Source organism: Corynebacterium sp. (assembly GCF_030538285.1).
Taxonomy (GTDB): Bacteria; Actinomycetota; Actinomycetes; order Mycobacteriales; family Mycobacteriaceae; genus Corynebacterium.
In genome coordinates this window covers 16,190-34,815 of the sequence record NZ_JAUNUG010000004.1, presented here as the reverse complement: position 1 = coordinate 34,815, position 18,626 = coordinate 16,190, and the positions used below count along the sequence as shown (strand labels likewise).

Sequence of the window (18,626 nt, the reverse complement as noted above, 5' to 3'; positions counted from 1 at the left end):
GTTGCGCGGTACCACCCTGCTTGGGCACTCACCAGTGCCCCACTTCTTTTCGTGGTGAAGGTCTGTCACGGTCCCACCCGTCCGGTTCTACTCAGCGTGCGCTTTTCTTCCGGATGCTCCCCGGTGATGGCCGGATCAACGCGTTACGTCTTGACACTATACACGCGAAAAAACTCCCCGCCGAAGCGGGGAGTTTCTTGGCTGTGACGCTAGTTCTGCTTGCCTGCGTCGGCGCTCGGGGCGGCCGATCCGCGGGACTCCAGCTCCTGCAGCTGGGACTCCAGCAAAGTCTTCAGGCGGGTGCGATACTCGCGCTCGTAGGTGCGCAGCTCCGCGATCCGGGTCTCCAGGGCAGTCTGCTGCTGCTTGACGGTCGCCATGATCTCGGTGTGCTTACGCTCCGCGTCTGCCTGCAGGGCAGCGGCCTTCTCCTCGGCCTGACGGATCTGGGCCTCGGCGCGGGAGTTCGCCTGGTTGGTGGTCTCCTCGGCGCGCTTCTCAGCGTCGGCGACCAGGGACTTGGCGCGGGTGTCAGCCTCGTTGACCTGCTGATCGGCGCGCTTCTCGGCGTCGGCCAGCTGGGACTCGGCTGCGGTGCGTGCCTCATCCAGCATGGACTTGGACTCAGCCTGTGCCTCAGAGGTGAGGCGGTCGGCCATCTCCTGTGCCAGGCCCAGGACCTTGGCGGCCTGCATGTGGGTGTCCGCGGTGGCCGGGGTGGTATCCGCGGGGACGGCGGCGACTGCGGCAGCCTTCTGCGGCTGCTGGGCAGCCTGCTTCTGGGCGTTGTCCAGGTCGGCCTTCGCCTTCTGCAGGTCGGCGCGGGCGGCCTTGGCGTCGTTCTCGGCCTTTTCGGTGGCCTTGCGGGCATCCGCCAGCTTGGCCTCGTACTCCTTACGGACCTTCTCCTCGATCTCCTTGCGGAGCGCGGCCTCGTCCACACCGCTAGCGGCAGCGGGGGCGCCACCCTCCTCAAGACGTGCGCGGAGGTCGTCGTTGTCGTCCTGCAGCTGGGCGAGGGTGTCTTCGACGAGGTCGAGGAACTGATCGACCTCGTCCTCGTTGTAACCCCGCTTGCCGATCGGCGGCTTACTGAAAGCGACGTTGTGCACATCAGCTGGTGTCAGCGGCATTGGCGTTCCCTTCGAGTGTGTGGTGGCCCGGTAGGCCAGTGCGGTGTGACCCGCATTCATGCATGTCTTTTAATCGTACTTTGAGTGCTTGGTCAAGTGTAACCCCGGGTGGGGCGGAAAGGACCACGGACACTCTAATTCTTTACCGGAGGTTGAACGGCGAGGCCACTCAAGCAGTGAAAACAGACACTACAACCATCTGCAACACCATAAGAATGATAAACAGGACAATCACCGACATATCCAGCGCCACGCCACCCATTTTCAGGGGAGGAATCACCTTTCGCAGCGCCTTCACCGGCGGATCCGTGATGACGAAGAGCGGCTCGGCGATGTAGATGAACCAGCGCGGCGGCTGGAAATGGCGGGAGAAGGACTGGATCATCTCGATCACGATGCGCGCGATGAGAATGAGGACGAAAACCCGCAGGACGAAGTAAATGACGGTACCGAGAAGACTCACGTCCACCGAGCCTAGTGCCACCGACACATAAATAGGTAGGCACCCCGCCGAATTGGCGGGGTGCCTACCTGGTCCAGCTGCGCGGCGCGTCAGCGCAGCTGCGCGGCGCGCTCCAGCTCAATCTGGGAGAAGTCCGCCCCTTCGGGGGTGATGGCGAAGACGGTGCGGTCGGTGTCGAGGTGCTTGGACACGTTGACCATCTTGCCGCGCAGGGCGTAGCACAGGCCAGCGGCGAAATCGACGATGCGCTTGTTGTCGCCGGCCTCCATGCGGGTCATGTCGAACACCACGGCGTCGCCGTCGCGGAAGGGCTCACCGATCTGGGCGGCCTGGCTGTAGGAGGTGACCTCCACCGACACGATCTTGGGGGCCGGCTGGTAGCGGGGGCGCTCCTCACGCTCGTAGTCGCGGTCGTAGTCACGCTCGTAGTCGCGGGAGGGGGCGTAGGCAGCGGACCCGCTGGAACGGTAGCGGGGCTCCTCGCGGTCATAGTCGTAGTAGGCGTCCTCGTGCTCCATGTCAATCGGAGTGAGACCGAAGAACTCCTTGGCGTTCCGGATGATAGACATTTGGTTTCCTCTCCCGTTGGTGCAGCTGGTACGGGGTAATCGTCGGTGACTTTGGTTTTACGCTAGTGGCCGTGGGCCCATGACATCGGTTCCGACACGCACGATATCGGAGCCCTGCCCAATCGCGTCTTCCATGTCGGCGGACATGCCGGCGGACAGCTCCATTCCGGCGGCCAGTTCACGCGCCCGGGCGAAGACTGGCACGGGATCCACCCCCAACGGGGGCACCACCATGAGACCTCGCAGTTCGAGGTTCTCGCTAGCGCGGACGGCGTCGATAAGTTCAGGGAGATCTGCCTCCGTCACTCCCCCGCGGGCGGTGTCACCGTCGGCGGAGAGCTGGAGGTAGACGGGCAAAGTGGTGCTGCGGTCGCCGCGTTCCAGGGCAAGGGCGACACCGCGGTCCAGCGCCTGCGCCAGGCGCACCGAGTCGAGGGAATGAACAGCGGCAGCCCACCGCGCCACCGAGTTGGCCTTCTTCGTCTGAATCTGGCCGATCATGTGAATGCGCATGTCAGGGACGTCCGCGGCCTTGGCGCGGGCTTCCTGCTCGCGGTTCTCCGCGACGTCAGTGATCCCGAGTTCCAGAAGCAGCTGCAGGTCAGAGGCGGGGTGGAACTTGGTGACAGGCAGGAGCCTGACATGTCGCTCGCCGGCGGCGGCGTCGATACGCGAGCGGACGGCGGCGAGGTTGGCACGCAGATCGTCAATACGCGTCATGGCAGCCACACCAGCCCCGCCTGGCGGCCGGTGACACCGTCACGCCGATAGGAGAAGAAGTCCTCGTCCTCGATCGTGCAGCGGGGATCCGCCTCGATGCTGGTCACGCCCAGGCTCATAAGCTGGCGCACCAGGCCGGCACGGACATCGATACCGGTTGTTCTCTGGCTCGTCGTGGTCCGTGATCCAGGAAGATGCTTCTCGACGTCCGCGGCCATCGCCGCAGGCACTTCATAGTTACGGCCCGCGGCGGCCGGGCCCAGCAGAACCTGAATGGAATTCGGGGTGGCACCCAGCTCCATCATCTTTTCCACGGTGCGGGTGACAATGCCGTTGCGCGCCCCCATCCGCCCGGCATGGGCGGCAGCCACCACGCCGTGCACGTGATCGGCGAGCAGCACCGGCACGCAGTCGGCGACGAGTACCGCCAGGGCCAGGCCCCGCTGAGTCGTCACCAGCGCATCGCTCGCCTCGACTGCGGCCTCCTGCGGGCCGTCGACGACCGTGACGTGGGGCGAGTGGATCTGCTCCATCCACACGATGTGATCGAGCCCGAGGATCCGGGCCAGGCGCTCGCGGTTGGCGGATACATCCGCCGGGTCATCGCCCACGTGCTCGGCGAGGTTGAAGGAGTCATAGGGGGACGAGGACGCCCCGCCCGCACGGCTGGTGAAGACCATGCGGACGGGGCGGGTGACCTCGTTGGCGCTGCTTAGGGACATGCCCTAGAGACTAGCGCAGGAAGTCAGGCACATCGAGATCGTCATCATCCCGGGAGTGACGCGGGGTGCGGGAGGAGGTGAACAGACCGCTGCGGGTGTCCTCGGCCGGGGCCTGCTCGGTGCGCTCCTCGAAGAGGTGGCCGCGCGGGGCGGGCTCCTCCATCGGGGACGGGGTGGGCTCCTTGGTCACGGACTGCGGCGGGTTGTTTTTAGCGGCGTCGAAACCGGTGGCGATGATGGTGACGCGGACCTCGTCGCCGAGGTTGTCGTCGATGATCGTGCCGAAGATGATGTTGGCGTCCTCGTCGGCCTGCTCCTGAACGATGGTCGCCGCCTCGTTGACCTCCATGAGGCCCAGGTCGGAGGCGCCCGCCACCGACAGCAGCAGTCCCTTCGCACCTTCCATGGTGGATTCCAGCAGCGGGGAGTTGATCGCCTGGAGGGTGGCGGCCATGACACGGTCGTCGCCACGCGAGGAGCCCACGCCCATGAGGGCGGAGCCGGCGTCGGACATGACGGAGCGGACGTCGGCGAAGTCGACGTTGATGACACCCGGGGTGACAATGAGGTTGGTGATGCCCTGGACACCGTTGTGGAGGACCTCATCGGCGGCGCGGAACGCCTCCATCATCGACAGGGAGGCATCCCCCAGCTGCAGCAGGCGGTCGTTGGGGATGACGATCAGGGTGTCACAGACCTGGCGCAGTTCCTCGATGCCGGCCTCGGCCTGGCGGGTGCGGCGCGGGCCCTCGAACTTGAAGGGCTTGGTGACGACACCGACGGTCAGCGCACCGAGCTTCTTCGCGATGCCTGCGACGACCGGGGCGGCACCCGTACCCGTGCCACCGCCCTCACCGGCGGTGACGAAGACCATGTCGGCTCCCTTGAGGGTCTCCTCGATCTCAGACTTGTGATCCTCGGCGGAGGTGCGACCGACATCCGGGTTGGCGCCGGCACCCAGGCCACGGGTGGCCTCACGGCCGATGTCGAGCTTGGTGTCTGCGTCGGAGAAGAGCAGGGCCTGGGAGTCAGTGTTGATGGCGACGAACTCGACACCCTTGAGGCCCTCCTCGATCATGCGGTTGACGGCGTTGACTCCGCCGCCGCCGACGCCGACGACCTTGATGACGGCGAGGTAGTTGTTCGGTGAGGTCATAGGTTCTGGCCGCGCCTTTCAGGAAAGTGTGTGATCTATAACGAGGTTGTCTCCATCATGGGTGACCGCGGGAGGTTTTCGGGGAACATTTTTCGGGCGTGTCGATACCCTCAACCTGAGGTTTAACGTACGGTCACCAGGGCAGGATTGGACACATTCCAGTGCCCGCCCTCCCGTTGAATGACGGTCTGCATCGCCAGGGCCTTGTCGTGATTGCTTTCCGACGCGCCCCAGAAGATCGTCCGCCCATCCTGCAGGCGCAGGGTGATCTCATTCTTCCCCGGCACCTCCACTTCCGCGATCAGCGCGCGGACATGCTCCGGCAGCGCCATGAGCGCATCTGCCACCAGGTCCAACGCCTCCGGGTCCTCCCGCAAGGCCCCGGTCACCTCGATCGCGCCTTCCGGGGGCGTGTCGATGACAAACGGGCGCCCCTCGGTGTCGATGAGGTGCTCACCGTCGCTCTCCCGGCTGTACATCAGCGCCTGGCGCTCGGTGACCTCCACCCCCAGGGTGCCCGGCCACTGCCGGGTGACGGTGGCGCTGCGCACCCACGGCAGTTCCGCCACTCCCTGGGCGGCGGAACCGGCGTCCACGCGAACCAGGTTGTCGCCCAGCTCGACGCCCGTGGCCTCCACCACGTACTCCTCGGGGCTGTGGACGTTCCCGCTCACCTCATAGGAGTTGACCCGCAGGATCGGGAAAGCCCACAACACACCAAGCGCCAGCAGGATCACCGCCAGCACGCCGGCCGCGGACAACAGAATCTTCTTCCGTGACATCTACCTGTCCAGCGCCGTAAGAATCTCGCCGGCCAGCAAAGTGACATCGCCGGCACCCATGGTGAGCACCAGGTCACCGGAACGCGCCAGCCCAGCAACGACCTCAGGCGCGTGGGAGAAGTCCGGCTCATAGACCACCTCAGTGGTCATGGCATCGGTGATGATGCGGGAGCTGACCCCCTCGACGGGCTTCTCGCGCGCGCCGAAAATGTCGAGGACAACGGCGGCATCCGCCAGGGACAGGGCCGCCGCGAACTCCTCGGAGAACTCAATCGTCCGGGAATACAGGTGCGGCTGGAAAACCACGATGACACGCCCGGACTCCCCCTCTGCCTCCACCTTCTGGCGGGCAGCCTGCAACACAGCGGTGACCTCGGTCGGGTGATGGGCATAGTCGTCGAAGACGCGCACCCCACCGCCGGTACCGCGGTACTCGAAACGGCGGCGCACGCCGTTGAAATCACTCAGCCCCTCCGCGAGGCGCTCAATGTCACCGCCGGCCAGGTGCGCCGCGAACAGCGCGGCCGCCCCGTTAAGGACCATGTGCTGGCCGGGGATCTGCAGGACAACGGTGATGTCGCGGTCGTCGATACGCAACACGGCCGTGGAACCGGCATCGGTGACCTCGGTGGACAACACCTCCGCCCCCACCGGGATATCCGGGTGCAGAGCGGCGGCGTCGGTGGTGCCGTAACCGAAGACGCTCACACCCCGGCTCCGGGCGCGCTCGCCGAGCGCGGCGGCATGAATGTCATCCAGGCAGACCACCAGGTGACCGGTGTCGGTGACCTGATCGGCGAAGTCATCGAACACCTGGTGATAGGCCTGCGCCGTGCCGAAATAGTCAAGGTGATCCGGTTCAATGTTGGTCACCACGGCGATATCGGGGCGGTAACGCAGCAGGGAGGCATCCGACTCGTCAGCCTCCGCGACGAAACACTCCCCCGTGCCGTGATGGGCATTAGTACCGGAACGGTTCAGCTGCCCGCCGATGGAGAAACTCGGATCCATGCCCGCGGTCTGCATCGCCGCCACCGCCATCGACGTCGTCGACGTCTTGCCGTGTGTACCGGCGAAGAGCACCTGGCGGTAGCCCTCCATGAGCTCACCGAGCAGGTCGGAGCGCCTGATCACCGGGATACCCAGCTCATTCGCCCGCACCAGCTCCGGGTTGTCCTGTGGGATAGCCGCAAAAGAGACCACGACCACGGTCGGCAACTCCCCCGCCAGCTCCAGGTTGGCGGCGTCATGCCCCACCGCAACGTGCGCGCCGTTGGAACGCAGGGCGCGCACCGGGCGGGAATCCTTGACATCAGAACCGGTGACCACCGCACCCCGGTCGAGGAGGATACGGGCCACACCGGACATGCCGGAACCGCCGATACCGATGAGGTGAACGCGGCTTAGGTCAACGGACATTAACGCTCCTTAGTACGGACAGCGGCGACGGCGTCGGCCAGCAGCGCGGCGGTATCCCCCGCAGCGTGCTCCCGGGCGGCGGCGCGCATGGCGGCCAGGCGCTCATCGTCACCGAGGATCGAGGTGACCTCCGCGACCAGACGAGCAGGATCAAGATCAGCATCATCGACAAGGCGGGCGGCCCCCGCGGCGACCACGTCGCTGGCGTTGAGGGCCTGCTCCCCGTTGCCGTGCGGTAGCGGAACATATACGGCCGGCAGACCGGAGGCGGTGACCTCGGCAACGGTCATGGCACCGGAACGACAGGTGATGAGGTCCGCAACAGCATAGGCGGCGGCCATGTCATCGATGTAGGGCAACGCCACATAATGCTCGTGCGGGCTGGGGGCAGTATTGCGCTTGCCGTAGGCGTGCAGCACCTGGACATCGCGGGTGAGCTCTTCCAGCGCCCCAGAGACCGCCTTGTTCAGGCTCACCGCCCCCTGCGAACCGCCGGTGATCAGCAGGGTCTTGCGCTGCGGGTCTAAGCCCCACAGCTCATGGGCGCGGGAGCGGGCCTCCGCGAGATCAGCATCACGCAGACCGGCGCGGACCGGAATGCCCACCACCTCACCGGGCATCCCGGAACCTGCGACCGCGTTGAAGCTGGTGGCTCCCAGGCGCTGGCCCAGCTTGTTGGCCAGGCCAGCGCGGGCGTTGGCCTCATGTACGAAGAATGGCAGGCCGAGGGACTTGGCCGCCAGATAGGCAGGCGCGGAGACATAACCGCCGAAGCCGATGAGCGCATCGGCCTCAGTCTTCTTCAGCACCGCGCGGGCCTGACGCACCGCCGCCACCATGCGAAACGGCAGCTTGAGCAGGTCCATGCTGGGGCGGCGCGGGACGGGCACCGGGGCGATGAGCTCCAGGTCGAAGCCCCGGGCGGGCACCAGATCGCGCTCCAGGCCCCGCGGGGTGCCCAGGGCGGTGACGTGCGCCCCGTGCCGCTGCACAAGTGCCTCCGCGACCGCCAGAGCGGGCTCGATGTGGCCGGCGGTACCCCCGCCGGCCACAACGACGCTCAAGGGCCTATTCGATGCGGACATGGATCACCGTCTCCTGTCGTGGTGGGGCCGATTTCTCCTCTTGACGCTACCAGTGACCGGCTCGCCGAACCGTTCACCCGCACCGCGCCGAACGGAGGGCCGGCGCACCGCGGGTTCGGGCAACAGGAACATCCGGTCAAACAGCGGGCGGCCATAGGAGGCCATGGCGGACACCGCCTCCGGCTCGTGGCGGGCCACCGAAGCCAACAGTCCCATGGAGCCGAGGGTGATGATGGTCGAGGTACCGCCTGCCGAGATCATCGGCAGCTGGATACCGGTGACGGGCAGCAGTCCGACGACGTAACCGATGTTGATGAACGCCTGCGAGACGACACCGGCGGTCAGCGCCGCGGCCAACAGGGCCTGGAACTGGTTCTGGGCGCGCAGGGCGGCGCGCAGACCGAAGTAGCCCAAGGCGGCGAACAGCGCGATGACCATCGCCCCGCCCCACAGGCCCAGTTCCTCGCCGATGATGGCGAAAATGAAGTCATTTTTGGCTTCCGGCAGGTAGAACCACTTGGCGCGGGACTGTCCTACGCCGACGCCGGCGACTGAGCCGTCGGCAAGCGATAAAAAGCCCTGATAGGACTGGAAGGCGGTGCCGCGGGTGTCATCGAATCGCCCGAACAGGGCGTCGAAGTAGACGTGGAAGCGCTGGGAGCGGAAACCGCCACCGAGGAACAGGGCGATGAGCAGGCCGAGGGCCGCCAGCCCGGCGGCGATAATGAGGCGGAAATCCACGCCCGCGAAAAACAGGGTGAACATGACGACGATGCCGAAGTTGACGGCCATACCCATATCACCCTGCGCGGCGATGAGCACGCCCATCACCGCGGCGACGGCGGTGTAGATGACGAAGGGGCTGCGAATGTTCGTGGTGGTGTGGCGCTTATCCGCCAGGTAGGACGCGCCCCACACGGCGATAGCTACCTTGGCCAGCTCGGAGGGCTGGAAACGCAGCGGGCCGAGGACGATCCACGACTGCGAGCCGACCTCCAGACGGCCGGTGCCGATCCCCGGGATGAGCACCGCCACCAGCAGCACCAAGGAGACCAGCAGCAGCCAGGGGGTCAGCCGGCGGATGGTTTCGGGGCGGGTGCGCAGCGCGATGAGGAAGGCGATGAGACCGGCGGCGATCATCATGAACTGGCGTAGCGCCTGGTTCCACACGGTCGCGCCTTCGAGGACGGACCATGTCATCGTCGAGGACATGACCATCACCGCGCCGATGCCCACCAGGAGGAAGACGACGGAGCGGATCATGAAGTAGTCGACACCGGGGCGGGCGTCGAGGATGCGGTGCCAGTCGGCCCGCCAGCGGGTGAAAGTGCCGGTTGTGGTGCTCATGACTGCCTTCCTGCGGCCGCAGCGAATATATCGCCGCGTTGCGCCATTCCGGTGTACATGTCGAGTGAGGCGGCCGCCGGGGCGAGCAGCACGGTGTCGCCCTCGGTGGCGAGGTCGCCGGCCCAGGAGACGAGTTCCTCCATGGCAGCGGCCGGGTCGGTGGTGGTGGCGGTGTGGACAGGTAGGTCGGGGGCGTGCTCGCGCAGGGCTGCGGCGATCAGCGGCGCGTCCACCCCGAGGAGTCCCACGCCCTTCATGCGGTGAGCGTGATCACGGATAAGGGGAACTATGTCGGCGCCCTTGAGTTGGCCGCCGGCGATCCAGATGACGTTATCCAGGCCAGCCAGTGCCGCATCGGCGGCGTGCGGGTTGGTGGCCTTGGAGTTATCCACCCACGCCACTCCCCCACCCTGCGCCACGGTCTGCCCGCGGTGCCCATCGACCTGGAAATCTGCAAGCGCGGCGGCGATGTGCTCCGGCTGCGCGCCCTGACTGCGGGCGATGGCCGCGGCGGCCAGGGCATCCAGCACCCCGGCGGGGCCCGTTGGCTGGATGCCCGCGACAGGCGCCAGGATGACGGGGGCGTCGCCGGTGTTGTCCACCAACTGCCCGCCGATCACGCCGAACTGCCCCAGGCCCGGTTCCCCGAGGGTGAATCCGACATGCTTATCGACGCCCGCCCGCGCCAACACCGCGCGCACTTCCGGGTCGTCGATTCCGGCGACGGCCACCGGCCCGCGCAGGGCGCGGGCCTTGGCGTCGGCATAAGCCACAAAGGATCCGTGCCAGTCGATGTGATCCTCAGCGAGGTTGAGCAGCACACCGGCATCCGGGGTCAGATCGGTAGACCAATGCAGCTGGAAAGAGGAAAGCTCGGCGACGAGGACCTCGACCCGCTCAGGGTCGCTCAAGGCATCGGCGACAGAGACGCCGATGTTGCCCACGGCCTGGGCGCGGGGTGTCATCTGCTGCATCATCGCCGCCAGCATGGCGGTCGTGGTGGTCTTGCCGTTGGTGCCGGTGACCACCAGCCACCTACGCGGGGCGCCGAACGCGCCTTCCCTATCCAGCCGGTAGCACAGCTCCACATCGCCGATGACCTCGAGGCCGGCGGCGGCGGCGTCGATAAGCAAAGGATTGTCGGGGCGCCACCCGGGCGAGGTGACCAGCACCTCGAACTCGGAAAGGCGCTGCCGGACCTCAGAGGTGGGGATGCCCGCGCCGCTGTCGTCGGCGACGACCACGGACACACCGAGATCGTCGAGCAGGCGGGCAATACCCCGGCCGGACACTCCGGCGCCGGCGATCAGGGCGGTTCCGTGGATCATCTCAAACTCACTCCCGTGGCACTGAGCCACTCAGCGTAGAAGACGGACACTCCCAACATCACGGCCATCGCGGCGATGAGCCAGAAGCGGATGACGACGGTGGTTTCCGGCCAGCCGCCGTTTTCGAAATGGTGATGGAAAGGCGCCATGCGGAAGAAACGCTTGCCCGAGGTGCGGAAGACGATGACCTGGATGACCACGGAGGCGGCCTCGATGACGAACAGGGCGCCGATGATGATCATGAGCAGCTCGGTGCGCGAGGCCACCGACAGACCGGCGACCAGGCCGCCGAGAGCCAGGGAACCGGTGTCACCCATGAAGATCTTCGCCGGGGCGGCGTTCCACCACAGGAAACCCAGGCAGGCGCCCAGTCCGGCGGCGGCCAGCACCGCCAGATCCAGGGGGTCGCGCACGGCATAACAGCCCGGTTCCACCGACTGGGTGCAGGAGTTACGGAACTGCCAGAACGTGATCAGCGCATAACCGCCCATGACGAAGGCGGTCGTGCCCGCCGCGAGCCCGTCAAGGCCGTCGGTGAGGTTGACGGCATTCGACCACGCGGCAATGAGGATGTACATGAACAGCAGGAACACCACGATGCCGATGATCGAACCACCGAAGGCAATGTCAAAGGTGTCGATATCGCGCACAAACGACAGGTGCGTGGAACCCGGGGTCAGCCCCTGATCATCCGGGAACCACAGGATGAGCAGGCCGAAACCGATCGCCAGCACCAGCTGGCCCACGAGCTTGGCGGTCTTATTCAGACCGAGGTTGCGCTCCTTGAACAGCTTGATGAAGTCATCCGCGAAACCGAGGCCACCCAGGCCCAGGGTCAGGCCCAGCACCAGGAGTCCCGAGATGGTGAAACCTCCCGAGCCGATGAGAAGGCCATAGATACCGACGACGAGGTAGGCGACGACAATGCCGGCGATGATGGCGATACCACCCATCGTCGGGGTGCCGCGCTTGCGCAGGTGGGACTTCGGCCCGTCCTCCCGGATCTCCTGGCCCAGGCCCTCGGCGGAGAAACGCCGGATGAGGACCGGGGTGGTGAAGATGGCGACGAGGAAGCTGACGATTCCTGCGATGATGATCTGTGTCACGTCTTATGCGCCCCTATTGACCCTTCTCGATGAGTTGTTCCGCCACCCGCCACAGTCCGACCGCGTTGGAGGCCTTGACCAGAACGACATCGCCCGGGTTGCCGGGCTCGCCGTACTCGAGGGGACGGGTGCGCAGCACGGTGTCGACGAGATGGGTGGCCTCGTCGACGTCGTGTGCGATCTCAGTAGTTATACCCCGATTGCGGGCTTCGGTGGCCATGGCGCGACTGTTGGCGCCCTCGCCCATCACGATGAGGTGGTCCACGCGGTAGCGGCCCAGCTGCTCGCCGAGCTGCCGGTGGGACTCGACCGCGTCCGGCCCCAGCTCGCCCATCTCTCCGAGGACCGCGACGGCACGCGCGTGACGACGCGCCGCGGCGGTGTACGCCAACGCGGCGATGCCCGCCTTCATAGAATCCGGGTTGGCGTTGTAGGCGTCGTTGATGATGGTCACCCCGTCAGCGCGGGTCTGCACATCCATGCGGTGGGCGGAGGTGTTGGTGTGTGTGGACAGGCCAGCAGCCACCTGGGCGAGGTTCAGCCCAGCCTCCAGACCGACGGCAGCGGCGGCCAGCGCATTAGACACCTGGTGTTCGCCGAAGACCTGCAAGGTCACCTCCGCCTGCTCTGCTCCGGCATGGAGGGTGAAGCTGGCGCGGGCGACATCGTCGAGGCGGATGTTCTCGGCCCACAGGTCGGCGCGCTGCTGCGCGGAGTAGGTGACCACGCGCGCCCGGGTACGCGGGGCCATGGCGGCGACGAAAGGATCATCGGCGTTGAGGACAGCCACGCCGTCGGTGGGCAGGGCCTCGACGAGCTCACCCTTGGCCTGGGCGATATTCTCCCGCGAACCGAATTCCCCCAGGTGGGCGGAGCCGACATTGAGCACCACCCCGATCTGCGGCGGCACCGACTCGGCCAGATGGGCGATGTGGCCAATGCCGCGGGCGGACATCTCGGCGACAAGGAAACGGGTGTCCTCGTCGCACCGCAGCGCCGTATAAGGGTGGCCGATCTCATTGTTGAAGGAGCCGGGCGGGGCGACGGTCTCCCCCGCCTGGCGCAGCACAGAGGCCACGAGGTCCTTGGTGGAGGTCTTGCCGGCGGATCCGGTGATGCCGACGACGGTCAGCTCCGGCAGGCGCGTGACCGCCGCGTGAGCCAGGGCGGCCAGGGCCGCGACGACGGCCGCGGCAGAGCCGTCGGTGTCGTGGGCGTAGATGTCGGCGTTGGAGTCATGGCGGCCATGCGGCTGCACGACGATCGCCGGTACCCCCACCGGCCGGGCCGCAAGAACCGCGACCGCGCCGGCCTCGGTGGCGGTGCGGGCGTAGTCGTGGCCGTCGACACGCGCGCCCGGCAGGGCGAGGAACAGCCCGCCCGGAGTGATTTTGCGGGAGTCGAACTCGACGAAACCGGTGACCGGGGTCTCCGGCTTATCGACGTCGACCAGCTCACCGCCGGTGATCTCCGCGATCTGCGCGAGTGTCAGGGGGATCATGCCTTCTTCTCCTTCAGTGCGCGGCGGACTTCTTCTCGGTCGTCGAAGTGGTGGTCAACGCCGTCGATGAGCTGGCCGACCTCGTGGCCCTTACCGGCGACGACCACGGCGTCCCCGGCCTGCGCCCACTCGATGAGGGCATCGATGGCGGCGGCGCGGTCGCCGATCTCGCGGATCTCCGCGTCGGTTTCGGCGTCCTCGGCTCCGGCTAGGACGGCGGCCCGGATGGTCTCCGGGACCTCGCTGCGGGGGTTGTCGTCGGTGATGATGACCAGGTCGGCGCGGCGGGCAGCCTCCGCACCCATGATCGGACGTTTGCTGGCGTCGCGGTCACCGCCCGCGCCGACCACCACCCCCAGACGGCCCTTGACCTGGCTGCGCAAGGTATCAAGCACGGCGGCCACGGCCGCCGGCTTATGGGCGTAATCGACGACGGCGAGGAAGTCCTGGCCCTCGTCGATACGCTCCATACGACCGGGGACAGCGACGTTGCCGAAGCCGCCGACAAAGGCACGGGGATCAACCCCCGCGGCATAAGCCATGGCGGTGGCCAGGGCGGCGTTGGCGATGTTGAAATCACCCGGCAGCGGCAGCTTCGCTTCCAGCATGCCGGACGGCAGATGCATGACCACCAACTGCGCACCGGTGGGCTGCAGCTCCGCCTGCGCGGCGCTGACATCAGCCTGGACTCCCCGGGTGCTCACGGTAAGAGGCCCGGCGGCGCGCTGCGCCATCGCCTGGCCCCATTCATCATCGACGCAGATGACTGACTTTTCGGCGGCCAGCGGGGAGGCCGGGTCGAAGAAGCGGGCCTTGGCCGCGAAGTACTCCTCCATGGTGGGATGGAAATCCAGGTGGTCCTGGGAAAGATTAGTGAACCCGGCGACATCGAACTCCGTACCAGTCACCCGGCCCAGCTCCAGGGCGTGGGAGGAGACCTCCATGACCACGTGAGTGACCTTCTCGCGCAGCATCTGCGCGAACAACCCCTGCAGGGTCGGCGCCTCCGGGGTGGTCAGGGAGGTGGGGACGGGGCGGCCGTCGATACGCGTACCCGTCGTGCCGATCAACCCGACCTTATGCCCGGCAGCCATGAGCCCCTGCTCCAGGAGATAACTCGTGGTGGTTTTACCGGAGGTACCCGTCACACCCAGAAGGGTCAGCTCGCGGGAGGGATGGCCGTGGATCTCAGCGGCGACAAGCCCGAGGACCGCGCGAACATCGTCGACGATGATGACTGGGCGGGTGTCGTCGATAAGCAATTCGTGCCCGGCACGGTCAGTGAGGATTGCCGTGGCAGGGGTGTCGGTAGCGAACTCGGCGCCGTGCCGGCGGGTGCCGGGCAGCGCCGCAAAAAGCGCGCCGGTCTCGGCCAGGCGGGCGGAATCCAGCTCGATGGAGGTGATCTGCGGGTCGACCCCGAAGGCGCCGACCAGCTCTCCCCCGGCGATCTCAGCGAGGTGGGACAAAGTGGTCATGGTTCGTTTCCCTCCTAAGGGGGTCAGGGGGCCTGCAGGATGAGCATGTCCTCCATGGGCGGGGAGGCCGGGATGTTGTCTCGGTTGAGCAGCCAGGATGCGATGTCGCGGAACAGCGGCGCAGCGGACTGACCGCCCCCGCCGCCTTCCTCCACACCGGCAGTGGGTTCATCGACCATGACGGCCACCACGAAACGCGGGTCGTCGGCCGGGGCGATACCGGCGAAGGTGATCCAGTACGCACTGTTGGAGTAGGCACCGGTGTTCGGGTCAACCTTCTGCGCGGTACCAGTCTTACCCGAGGTCTGATAACCCGGCACCGCACCGTTGGGGCCGGTGCCCATCTGCAACCCACCCGGATCGTTCTGGGTCACGGCACGGAACATGTCGACGACCGTGCGGGCCGTCTCCTCACTGACCACACGGGTGCGCTCCGGCTCCGGGGTTTGCGTCACCTCGCCGTCGGCGCCGGTGACGGACTCGATGATGCGGGGCTCAATGCGCTCCCCACCGTTGGCCAGCGCCTGGTAGATCGACGCCATCTGCAAAGTGGTGAACGACATGCCCTGGCCGATCGGCAAGTTGGCGAAGGTACCGCCCGACCACTGCTCGCGCGCCGGGAGCAAGCCCGGGGATTCGTTCGGCAGCTCAATACCGGTGGACTGGCCCACCCCGAAACGCTGCAGATAATCGGCGTAGGTGTCCTCGCCGAGGCGAGCGGCCAGCATGAGCGTGCCCACGTTGGAGGACTTACCGAAAATACCGGTGGTGGTGTACGGCACCTCGTCGTGCGCCCACGCATCGTTGACGGTGACACCCGACATGTGGATGGAGCCCGGCACCTGGTGGACCTCATCCGGGGTGGTCAGCCCTTCCTCGATGCTGGCGGCAGCGGTGATGACCTTGGCCACCGAACCCGGCTCGAAGGGGTGCGAGATGGTCTGGTTCTCGAAGTCCTTGCCCTGCTGCAGCTGGCGTTCAATGTTGCCGTTCGGGTCAATGGTGTCCGTGTTGGCCATGGCCAGGACCTGCCCCGTCGCGACGTCGAGAACCACGGCCTCGGCGGATTCAGCCCGGGAGTTGGCTTTCGCCTGCTCCAGCAACTGCTGGACATAGGTCTGCAGATCCAGATCCAGGGTGAGCTCGACGGAACCACCGTCGACCGGGGGCACGACGTCGCGAAGCGTACCCGGAATGACCTGCCCATCCGTGGACACATCCTCCGTGGAACGACCGTTAATACCTGACAGGGTGGCATCGCCGGAGGCCTCGAAACCGAACTGTCCCTGCCCATCCATGGACACCTTGCCGATGACGTTTTCCGCGATCGCCCCGTTGGGGTACTGGCGGATGTCCTGGTGGTCGGCGGCCACGCCGTGGAAGGTGGAGGCGATCTCAGCCGCGACATCCGGATCAACGTTGCGCACGAGCACCTCATAGCTGGTCTCGGCCTGCAACTTGTCCAGGATGTCCTGTGACCTGACCTCCCCGGTGATAGCACCGGAATCCTCGATCATGCGGGGGATTTCCTCCGACATGGTCACCAGGATGTCCTCGACGCGGCCGTCGAGCTGAGCATCGATATCCGCGCGGGCCATGCCCTCCACGCGCATCTGAAGGTCCTGCTGCTGGGCGAGTTCGCTGCGCAGCAGCACCGGAGAGACCGTGAGACTGCGGGCCTGCATGGTGTAAGCCAGCTGGTTGCCCCAGCGGTCGGTGATGTCACCGCGGCGGGCCGGGTCGACGTAGACGCGGGCGCGCTGCTCCTGGGCCTTCGCCGCGAGATCCGGACCCCACACCACCTGCACCCACGCGAGGCGCCCGACCAGAACGAGCGCGATAACCAGGAAAATGCCCAGCACGATCCGCATACGCCCCTCCATGAGGGACTTCTGGTCACGCACAGGGCGGGAGGGGCGGGTGTTGCGCGCTTCGGCGTAGGCGCGGGAAGACGAACGGCGGGACGAGTCTCCTCGTCCCGTCCTATGTCGCACGCCACCGGGGCCGGGTCGTGTCACTGGCCGTCCTCACCTGTCAGTTGTCATTGTTCTCCGGGGCCGGAGCTTGCTCTGCGATCGTGTCTGCGTCCTCAACATTAGGAGCGTACGGCAGCACACCCGGCTCGGCGGCCGGCGCCACGGGATCCAGGAGGACATCCTCCGGGGACCGCAGCTGGTTGCCCTGCGGCACCGCCTCGAGGTTGTCTCCGAGCTCATCGATCGCGTCCGGATCACTCGACGCCTGCCCCGGTCGGACCGGAGCACCGTTGACATCAATAATAGGCCGCACAGCCGGATCCGCCGATCGCTGTTCGATGATGTCGCCGTTTTCCTGCACAGCCAGAATTCCGGGCTGCGCCGGCAGCACCATGCCCAGTTCACCGGCGCGGCGGGAGATCTCCGCGGAGGAGCGCACATTCTCCAGATCCCGGTTCAGGGTCTCCAGCTGGTTGGACAGCTGCTTGTCCTGCGACTGCAGCAGCTGCATCTGGAAGGTCTGCTGGGTGGCCAGGCCGGCGAGCCACATCGCCACCGCCACCCCGGCGATCGCCAGGACGATCGAGATACTGAACAGCTTCGCCAGCAGCGGGGTCTGCTTTAGTTCCGCGACGCGCCGACCGCGGACAGAGACCACCTGGCGCGAACCCAATCGGTTGGGGCGGCGCTTCGGCAGAGGCGTCTGCTTCGGCGGGGCGTAGGAACGGGTGATCTGCTCACGTTCCAGCACGGCGGTTCCGGTGGTGAAGTCTCGGCTGGCACCCATGCGGCGCTCCCTCTTCGTCGGCGTAGTCGTGTGAGTCACGGTCGGGGTCCTTCCGGAAGCTTCTCGACGGCGCGCACCCTCACCGGGGCGGCCCGCGGGTTGTCCTCGATCTCGGCCTCGGTGGCCTTCTCAGCGCCACGGGTGACCGTGGCGAAACGGGGGGCGGTGCCCGGCAGATCCATGGGGAGACCGGGCGGGGTCTTAGAGGTGGTCAGCTCAGCGAAAGCCTGCTTGACGATGCGATCTTCCAGAGACTGGTAGCTCATGAACACCGCACGCCCACCTTCGGCGAGCAGCTCCGTAATGATGGGCAGGACCTGCTCCAGTGCCTCCAGCTCAGCGTTGACCTCGACGCGCAGCGCCTGGAACGTGCGCTTCGCGGGGTGCCCGCCGGTGCGGCGGGTGGCGGCGGGAATGGTGTCATAGAGCAGTTCCACCAGGCGGGCGGAGGTATCAAAAGGAGCCTTGTCCCGCTCCCGGAGAATCGCGGAAGCAATTTTCCCGGCGAAACGCTCGTCCCCATAAGTCTTCAGGATGCGGGCCAGATCACCGTGGCTGTAGGTGTTGAGGATGTCGGCGGCCGTCTTCGTCGTCGACGGATCCATCCGCATATCCAGCGGGGCGTCCGTCCGATAGGCGAAACCACGTTCCACCTGGTCCAGCTGCATCGAGGAGACGCCGAGGTCAAAGAGAGCGCCGGCAATGCCATGACTGCGGGCCAGGTCGAAGATGGGGCCCTCACCCGTGGCGATGACCTCCCCCACCCCGTCGAAACGTGTCTGCACACCGATGAAACGCGCGCCGAACGGAGCCAGTCGCTCGCTGGCATCGCGCAGCGCACGCGGGTCACGGTCCACGCCGATGACATGCGCCTGCGGGAACGTGCGCAGGAAATGCTCGGTGTGCCCACCAGCGCCGAGCGTGCCGTCGACGATAACCGCACGCGGGCCGAGCTTCTCGACGCCCGGCGCCAACAAATCAGCCATCCGGTCACGCAGCACGGGGACGTGGCCATGGTTGTCGGTGATGTCGAAGCTCATGTCACTCATGGGCG

The 18,626-nt window shown here is 66.5% G+C and carries 17 protein-coding genes; all 17 read right to left on the bottom strand.

Translation table 11 applies throughout. The features are described from left to right. Positions 1–209 precede the first annotated feature (209 nt). The 17 genes from Q4G50_RS02390 to rsmH all read right to left on the bottom strand — a co-directional run bounded on the left by Q4G50_RS02390 (position 210) and on the right by rsmH (position 18,621). A complete protein-coding gene (locus Q4G50_RS02390; RefSeq protein ID WP_303376043.1) occupies positions 210–1,133 on the bottom strand; it encodes a DivIVA domain-containing protein in 924 nt (307 codons plus the stop codon). 169 nt (positions 1,134–1,302) lie between these two features. Continuing rightward, on the bottom strand, positions 1,303–1,596 hold the full coding sequence (locus Q4G50_RS02385) for a YggT family protein (protein ID WP_303376042.1): 294 nt from the start codon (positions 1,594–1,596) through the stop codon (positions 1,303–1,305). An 89-nt stretch (positions 1,597–1,685) separates the two neighbouring features. Next, entirely contained in the window at positions 1,686–2,165 is a 480-nt protein-coding gene (locus tag Q4G50_RS02380) for a cell division protein SepF (RefSeq protein WP_303376041.1), read from the bottom strand. A 57-nt stretch (positions 2,166–2,222) separates the two neighbouring features. Then, a complete protein-coding gene (locus Q4G50_RS02375) occupies positions 2,223–2,885 on the bottom strand; it encodes a YggS family pyridoxal phosphate-dependent enzyme (protein WP_303376040.1) in 663 nt (220 codons plus the stop codon). Beyond that, on the bottom strand, positions 2,882–3,607 hold the full coding sequence (gene pgeF / locus Q4G50_RS02370) for a peptidoglycan editing factor PgeF (protein WP_303376039.1): 726 nt from the start codon (positions 3,605–3,607) through the stop codon (positions 2,882–2,884). The genes Q4G50_RS02375 and pgeF overlap by 4 nt, the downstream gene beginning before the upstream one ends. A gap of 10 nt (positions 3,608–3,617) precedes the next feature. Beyond that, positions 3,618–4,763, bottom strand: a complete 1,146-nt coding sequence (ftsZ, locus tag Q4G50_RS02365) for a cell division protein FtsZ (RefSeq protein WP_303376038.1) — start codon at positions 4,761–4,763, stop codon at positions 3,618–3,620. A 122-nt stretch (positions 4,764–4,885) separates the two neighbouring features. After that, positions 4,886–5,545 carry a cell division protein FtsQ/DivIB gene (locus Q4G50_RS02360; RefSeq protein WP_303376037.1) on the bottom strand — a complete coding sequence of 220 codons (660 nt, stop codon included), beginning with the start codon at positions 5,543–5,545 and terminating at the stop codon, positions 4,886–4,888. Further along, positions 5,546–6,964, bottom strand: coding sequence for a UDP-N-acetylmuramate--L-alanine ligase (gene murC, locus Q4G50_RS02355; protein ID WP_303376036.1), 1,419 nt, complete (start codon positions 6,962–6,964; stop codon positions 5,546–5,548). Continuing rightward, positions 6,964–8,049, bottom strand: a complete 1,086-nt coding sequence (gene murG / locus Q4G50_RS02350; protein ID WP_303376035.1) for an undecaprenyldiphospho-muramoylpentapeptide beta-N-acetylglucosaminyltransferase — start codon at positions 8,047–8,049, stop codon at positions 6,964–6,966. The genes murC and murG overlap by 1 nt, the downstream gene beginning before the upstream one ends. A gap of 3 nt (positions 8,050–8,052) precedes the next feature. Continuing rightward, positions 8,053–9,396 carry an FtsW/RodA/SpoVE family cell cycle protein gene (locus Q4G50_RS02345; RefSeq protein ID WP_303376034.1) on the bottom strand — a complete coding sequence of 448 codons (1,344 nt, stop codon included), beginning with the start codon at positions 9,394–9,396 and terminating at the stop codon, positions 8,053–8,055. Then, positions 9,393–10,724 carry a UDP-N-acetylmuramoyl-L-alanine--D-glutamate ligase gene (murD, locus tag Q4G50_RS02340; protein ID WP_303376033.1) on the bottom strand — a complete coding sequence of 444 codons (1,332 nt, stop codon included), beginning with the start codon at positions 10,722–10,724 and terminating at the stop codon, positions 9,393–9,395. The genes Q4G50_RS02345 and murD overlap by 4 nt, the downstream gene beginning before the upstream one ends. Further along, positions 10,721–11,830 (bottom strand): phospho-N-acetylmuramoyl-pentapeptide-transferase, encoded by a 1,110-nt coding sequence (mraY, locus tag Q4G50_RS02335; RefSeq protein ID WP_303376032.1) that lies wholly within the window; start codon positions 11,828–11,830, stop codon positions 10,721–10,723. The genes murD and mraY overlap by 4 nt, the downstream gene beginning before the upstream one ends. 13 nt (positions 11,831–11,843) lie before the next feature. Then, positions 11,844–13,331 carry a UDP-N-acetylmuramoyl-tripeptide--D-alanyl-D-alanine ligase gene (gene murF / locus Q4G50_RS02330; RefSeq protein ID WP_303376031.1) on the bottom strand — a complete coding sequence of 496 codons (1,488 nt, stop codon included), beginning with the start codon at positions 13,329–13,331 and terminating at the stop codon, positions 11,844–11,846. Beyond that, positions 13,328–14,809, bottom strand: coding sequence for a UDP-N-acetylmuramoyl-L-alanyl-D-glutamate--2,6-diaminopimelate ligase (locus Q4G50_RS02325; RefSeq protein ID WP_303376030.1), 1,482 nt, complete (start codon positions 14,807–14,809; stop codon positions 13,328–13,330). Before Q4G50_RS02325 ends, murF begins: the two co-directional genes overlap by 4 nt. A 23-nt stretch (positions 14,810–14,832) precedes the next feature. Beyond that, complete coding sequence (locus Q4G50_RS02320; RefSeq protein WP_303376118.1) at positions 14,833–16,692, bottom strand: penicillin-binding protein 2; 1,860 nt, start codon at positions 16,690–16,692, stop codon at positions 14,833–14,835. A gap of 151 nt (positions 16,693–16,843) precedes the next feature. Continuing rightward, a complete protein-coding gene (locus Q4G50_RS02315; protein WP_303376029.1) occupies positions 16,844–17,611 on the bottom strand; it encodes a hypothetical protein in 768 nt (255 codons plus the stop codon). After that, entirely contained in the window at positions 17,608–18,621 is a 1,014-nt protein-coding gene (gene rsmH / locus Q4G50_RS02310; protein WP_303376028.1) for a 16S rRNA (cytosine(1402)-N(4))-methyltransferase RsmH, read from the bottom strand. Before rsmH ends, Q4G50_RS02315 begins: the two co-directional genes overlap by 4 nt. Positions 18,622–18,626: the final 5 nt, after the last annotated feature.